The 5559-nt window shown below is 66.8% G+C and carries 7 protein-coding genes; all 7 read left to right on the top strand.

Annotation, left to right across the window (positions count from 1 at the left end; all coding sequences use genetic code 11):
• The first annotated feature begins 231 nt into the window (after positions 1 to 231).
• Entirely contained in the window at positions 232 to 720 is a 489-nt protein-coding gene (gene radC / locus HUS57_RS09990; RefSeq protein ID WP_173933309.1) for a DNA repair protein RadC, read from the top strand.
• Between the two features lie 117 nt (positions 721 to 837).
• Positions 838 to 2976 (top strand): ParB/RepB/Spo0J family partition protein, encoded by a 2139-nt coding sequence (locus HUS57_RS09985; RefSeq protein WP_173933306.1) that lies wholly within the window; start codon positions 838 to 840, stop codon positions 2974 to 2976.
• Between the two features lie 99 nt (positions 2977 to 3075).
• Positions 3076 to 3555, top strand: coding sequence for a DUF6878 family protein (locus HUS57_RS09980; RefSeq protein WP_137390461.1), 480 nt, complete (start codon positions 3076 to 3078; stop codon positions 3553 to 3555).
• Positions 3556 to 3566: 11 nt separating this feature from the next.
• A complete protein-coding gene (locus HUS57_RS09975; RefSeq protein WP_173933304.1) occupies positions 3567 to 3986 on the top strand; it encodes a hypothetical protein in 420 nt (139 codons plus the stop codon).
• A 62-nt stretch (positions 3987 to 4048) separates the two neighbouring features.
• Positions 4049 to 4354 carry a hypothetical protein gene (locus tag HUS57_RS09970; RefSeq protein WP_137390459.1) on the top strand — a complete coding sequence of 102 codons (306 nt, stop codon included), beginning with the start codon at positions 4049 to 4051 and terminating at the stop codon, positions 4352 to 4354.
• A 419-nt stretch (positions 4355 to 4773) separates the two neighbouring features.
• Positions 4774 to 4938, top strand: a complete 165-nt coding sequence (locus HUS57_RS09965) for a hypothetical protein (RefSeq protein ID WP_173933301.1) — start codon at positions 4774 to 4776, stop codon at positions 4936 to 4938.
• Positions 4939 to 5138: 200 nt separating this feature from the next.
• Positions 5139 to 5559 (top strand): hypothetical protein (locus HUS57_RS09960; protein WP_173933298.1); only part of this gene is annotated, 421 nt, incomplete at its 3' end.

The raw sequence follows: 5559 nt of genomic DNA, 5'->3' as shown, positions 1-5559 counted from the left end.
GCCCGGGCCGCCGGCGGCATCCGCGCGGCCGAGCGCAGTCTCTACAGCCGCGCTCGTGACGACGCCGGATCGACCCTGAAAGCCGCCGATACGGAACCCCGGAAAGCCTGATTTCCGGCTCTCCGGCTTTGCGATCCCGCGCCGCTCTCTCCGAGGCAGAGGGCGGCGCTTTTCGCCGTGACGCGGTGAAAGTCCCGGCGCCTGGCCGGCTGCCCGTCGGGAGACCTGAACATGACCCGACATCAGAAGACATTTGGTGTGGAGCCGCAGTCCGCACCGCTTTCGGCCCAGGAGCAGGCTGTCGTCTATGAAGCCCGCCAGATCCTGCTGCGCCACCTCAACCAGAACCCGGTCCTGTCCTCCTGGCAGGCGGTGCTGGACTATTGCGCCCTCACCATCCGCGGCGAGGTGGAGCGCTTCCATGTCCTCTATCTCGACCGCAAGAACCGGCTGATCTCGGATGAATGCCTCGCCATCGGCACGATCGATCACGTCCCGGTCTATCCCCGGGAAGTGCTGCGGCGGAGCCTGGCGCTCAACGCCTCCGCGCTGATCATCATCCACAATCACCCGGCCGGTGATCCCGAGCCCTCGGCCGCCGATCTCGCGATGACGAGGGAGATCCAGAAGGCCTGCGCGGCTCTGGGTGTGACGCTGCATGACCACATCATCACCGGCGCCGGCCGGGAGACCAGCCTGCGCGCCCGAGGCGAGATCTGATGGTCATGGGAATTGCGCCGGCGCGGGGCCGGGAGAGTGAAAGGAGGGATGGGGAGTTCGCGACGGGCTGGTTGCCGGAGAGAGAGGCTCCCCGGCGTCCGTCATGGAGTGAAGAACATGGCTACTGCCGTTCAGAAGATCACCCTGTCGTCCTCGCGCGACATCCCCTTCAACAAGCTGGTGCTCTCCCAGGCGAATGTCCGGCGGGTCAAGGCCGGTATTTCGGTCGAGGAACTGGCCGAGTCCATCGCCCGGCGCGGCCTGATCCAGTCGCTGCATGTCCGGCCGGTGGTCGATGCCGAGGGGAAGGAAACCGGCATGTTCGAGGTGCCTGCCGGCGGCCGCCGCTACCGGGCGCTGGAACTGCTGGTGAAGCAGAAGCGGCTCAACAAGACCGCCCCGGTGCCCTGTGTCGTGTCGGAGGCCGGCGCCGGCATCCTGATAGACGAGGTGTCGCTCGCCGAGAATATCGAGCGCGCTCCGCTGCATCCGCTCGACCAGTTCCGCGCCTTCCAGGCCATGGGCGAGAAGGGCATGACCGAGGAGGAAATCGCGGCGGCCTTCTTCGTCGACGTCAAGGTCGTGAAGCAGCGCCTGCGCCTGGCATCGGTCTCTCCCGCGCTGCTCGACATCTATGCCGAGGACGGCATGACCCTCGAACAGCTCATGGCGTTCACCGTCTCGGAGGATCATGCGCGCCAGGAGCAGGTCTGGGAGGCGATCAAGGACGGCTGGCAGAAGGAGCCCTATTACATCCGTCGCCTGATGACCGAGACCACGGTCAGGGCCTCGGACAAGCGGGCGGCATTCGTCGGCATCGCGGCCTATGAAGAGGCTGGCGGCTATGTGCTCCGCGATCTCTTCCAGTCCGACGATGGCGGCTGGCTCCAGGACGCCGTCCTGCTCGACCGTCTCGTCACCGAGAAGCTCAAGGCCGAAGCCGAGATCGTCGCTGCCGAGGGCTGGAAATGGATCGAGATCGCCGTGACCTTCCCCTATGGTCATGATCACGGATTGCGGGAACTCGTCGGCACCACGGTCGATCTGACCGAGGAGGAACGCGCGACCCGCGAAGCGCTGCGCGACGAGTACGACCGGCTCGATGCCGAATATTCCGAGGCCGACGAGCTTCCCGACGAGGTCGACCAGCGCCTCGGTGAGATCGAAGAGGCGCTGGAGGCCTTCGATCGCCGTCCCATGACCTATGCGCCCGAGCAGATGGCCCGGGCCGGCGCCTTCGTCAGCATCGACTCCGATGGAACGCTGCTGGTCGAGCGTGGCTATGTCCGGCCCGGGGACGAGGCGACGGCCGAGCCCGAGGGCGACGATGGCGCTGACGCTGCGGGCACTGCGACCGAGGGTGATCAGCCGGCCGGCGTCCAGCGCGCCGTGATTACGGTTGGCGGATCCCCCACCGAGGCAGACGAGGAGGAGGATGAGGTCGAGACGATCCGGCCGCTTCCCGACCGCCTGGTCAGCGAACTGACTGCGCATCGTACGCTCGCCTTGCGCGATGCCGTGGCATCGAGCCCCCATGTCGCCATGACCGCGCTTTTGCACCGGCTGGTCACGGACAGTTTCCTCCCGCATTCCACGCGGGGTTGCATCGAGGCCCAGGTCCGCGATGTGCATTTCCCGGCGCAGGCCGAGGATCTGCGCGACAGCGCCTCGGCGCGGGCGGTGGCCGAACGGCACGAACGCTGGGGCGATCATGTCCCCGCAGATGACGCAGCGCTCTGGGACTGGCTGGCCGATCTCGACGACGACTCCCGCATGGAGCTTCTCGCCCATTGCGTGAGCTTCGGCGTCAACGCGCTCTACGAGAAGCCGAACCCATATGGCGGCATGGGAGTCAGCCAGCACGGCCTTGAGGTGCGGCTGGCGCAGGCCGACCGGCTGGCGCGAGCAACCGGGCTCGACATGGTGGCCGTGGGCTGGCGGCCGACGGTCGCGAACTATCTGGGCCGCGTGACCAAGCCGCGCATTCTCGAAGCTGTGCGCGAGGGGGCGGGCGAACGGGCGGCCGAGCTTATCGACCACCTGAAGAAGGGCGACATGGCGAAGGAGGCTGAGCGCCTGCTCGCCGAAACCGGCTGGCTGCCCGAGCCACTGCGCATGATCGACCCCGGCGCGGAGACAGACGCTATGGCCTCCGCCGATGTCGAGGCCGACGAACTGCCAGAGTTCCTGGCAGGCGATAGCGAGGATGAAGACCTCGCCGAGGAGGAGGAGCAGCACATGGTCGCCGCTGAATGACCTCCGCATGCGGGGCGGCTCCGGCCGCCCCGCATCTTCCCTCTCGATTTTCCATCCGCCCGGCCACCGCGCCCGGCGCTTTTTCTTCAGGAGCTAACGATGACCGACGATACCGAAGCCGCGCCTGACACCAGCTCGGCGCTCGCCGAGTGGAGGACGCTGGATGCCCTTCGTGCCCAGCTCGAGGCCGAACTGTTCAACCTCAACAAGGGCGTGCTGCTCGATGCCCTCGCATCCGCGGGCGTCACGCATGTCGTCGTGACCTTCGACGGCTATGGCGATTCCGGTCAGATCGAGAATGTCGAGGTCCGGTCTGGCGACGATGCCATCCCGATGCCCGAGGGCACGATCGAGATCGCGCAAGCCGTCTGGGGCCAATCCGAGCCGGACCGATCCATCATCGCGATAGCGACGGCCATCGAAAGCCTGGCCTATGACGTGCTGGAGCGGACGCATTGCGGCTGGGAAAACTCCGACGGCGCCTATGGCGACATCACCTTCGATGTGGCGGCGCATGCGATCACGCTCGACTACAACGAGCGCTACACCGCCACCGAAAACTTCACGCATCAGTTCTGAGGGAGGCGGCAATGGGACATTGTTATCATCACGCGCTGTCCTCGGCGCGCAAATGGGGTGGCGCCGCGGAGGACTATCTGCCGCTGCATCAGTGGTTCGATGAATCGAAGGAGATCACCGCCGACTTCCGGCATCGGGCTCTGCGCCATCATGCCCAGGGCATATTCGAACTGGAGCGGGTCTTCGGGCCGACCATCACCGTCTCGACCGGCCGCGTCGTCCCCGTCCGATTGATCGGCGAACAGCATGTGCTGGAGGATCTCGGCTTCATTCCGAGCTTTGCCGATTGGGTGCGTTCGATCCGGCCCCAGCCCTGGATGGGCCGCGCCCAGCCGATTCACAAGCTGGTCGACCCCTTCGCCGCTGCGGCTGACAGTGAGCCGGACGCAAGCGGTCCACCGCATCCGGGGTCCGGCCCAGGGGCAGCCTGACCACGACCATCCCCCACAATCCGCCCGGTCCTCGTGACCGGGCTTTGCATTGGAGAGCCCCAATGACCGGATTGATCGATATCGACGAGATCTTCCGCCACGACGTCGGCAATCCCCCGGCCGAGCGCTCGCTGCCCTGGGAGGAGACGCGCGACGGCGTCACCGTGGTGGTGGAGCCCAAGCCCCATTGGGCCGAGGACATGCGGGCGTTCCGCCTCGATGCCCGCGAATATTGCCGCTACGCCGACTGGACCGCGCATGGCGCCAGGGCGCGGTTTTTCGGCCATGTCGACACGTCGGGTGACGAGGTGATGATGAAGGCCCGCGCCATGATCGCGCGCGAAATCGCCGATGGGCTCTGGGACTGAGCGGCAAGGCTGGTTCCGCCCCCATGTGGCGCCGCCGGTTATCGCTTTGCCGGCAGTGATGGACCGGGCTCCAGCTTCGCCATTAGCCATCGATGTCATGGGTGACGGTTGCCGTCCGGCCCCGTACGAACACGAATTTTCGGCCAGCGCGCCAGCAAGGCGGGCGGGACGAGGCATCTGCGACGGGTCTCGGGCATCCGGTCAGATGCAAGGCACCACCCCCCGCTTCCATTCGCAAACCTTGGTCTGATCCGCTTCTTTGCATTCAACCCCAAGGGGTCGGCTTGACGCTGCGCGTGCCGCCCTCGCGGATTCGGGGGAACCCGAACGCGCGAGCGTGAGTGCAGATACGGTCAGACACTTCGGGCGCCTGTCGCGCGGGGGATGGTCCCCCGCCTCCAAGACAGGAGCCGGAACCCATGTCCTATGCAGATGCCACCGCCTTCGCCGCCAGCCTCGCCGCCACGCTGATGGTCTCGATCGTCGTGTTCGAGGCGGGGGGCGGCACCCACGGCGCCATGCCCGCCAATGAGTTCGATGGCGATGAGGAAATGGTGAAGCTGGAGCTCGATCCCTTCGGATGAGGCGCGAAAGCGCCTCATCCTCGACGGCCCGGGCCGCGGAAGCGCGTCCCGGGCCTTCCGCCTGGCGATGATCACCCATCGCCGGGGGTGGCGCCAAGGTCAAGGCCCGCGGCGATGAGAGGGAGAGTGCGGGCCGGTTTGGCCGTGACGGGTTAAAAGGTGGAGGAGAGGCCTCCGCCGCCCGTCGCGGAGTGATCCCGATGACCCTTTCCCGCCATGATACCTTCCGCTCCATCGGCCAGATTCTTGCCGCCGATGTGCTTCCGGCGCTTTGCCGCGCCGAGAGGCTGCCGCTGCGCGTCACCTGCCTCGGCACGGTCAACGATGACGGTGGCGACGATGCCGATGGTTTCGATCGCACCCTCCTGCTTGGTGAATGCCCGTCGCCCGAAGAGGCCATGGACCTCGCCATTCTGCGCGTGTCGCGCGGCGACATCCACGCAGGTCGCGACGATGCGCTGCGCTTCCGGCCGCGCATCGCGGTCATTCAGGACAGCGAATACGGTCTGGTGCTCGCCGGTGAAATCCGCGCCGGGATCATCCTCTGGCGCCAGCCGGTCGCGTCCGACGCCGAGGCCCGCCGCATCGTGACCGAGGCCAGCCGTCTGCGCGGCATGGCTT

Origin of the sequence: Chelativorans sp. Marseille-P2723, from assembly GCF_902809845.1 — a bacterium.
Taxonomy (GTDB): Bacteria; Pseudomonadota; Alphaproteobacteria; order Rhizobiales; family Rhizobiaceae; genus Chelativorans.
Note: the sequence above shows the minus strand (reverse complement) of the source record. Positions and strands in the feature narration are given on the sequence as shown.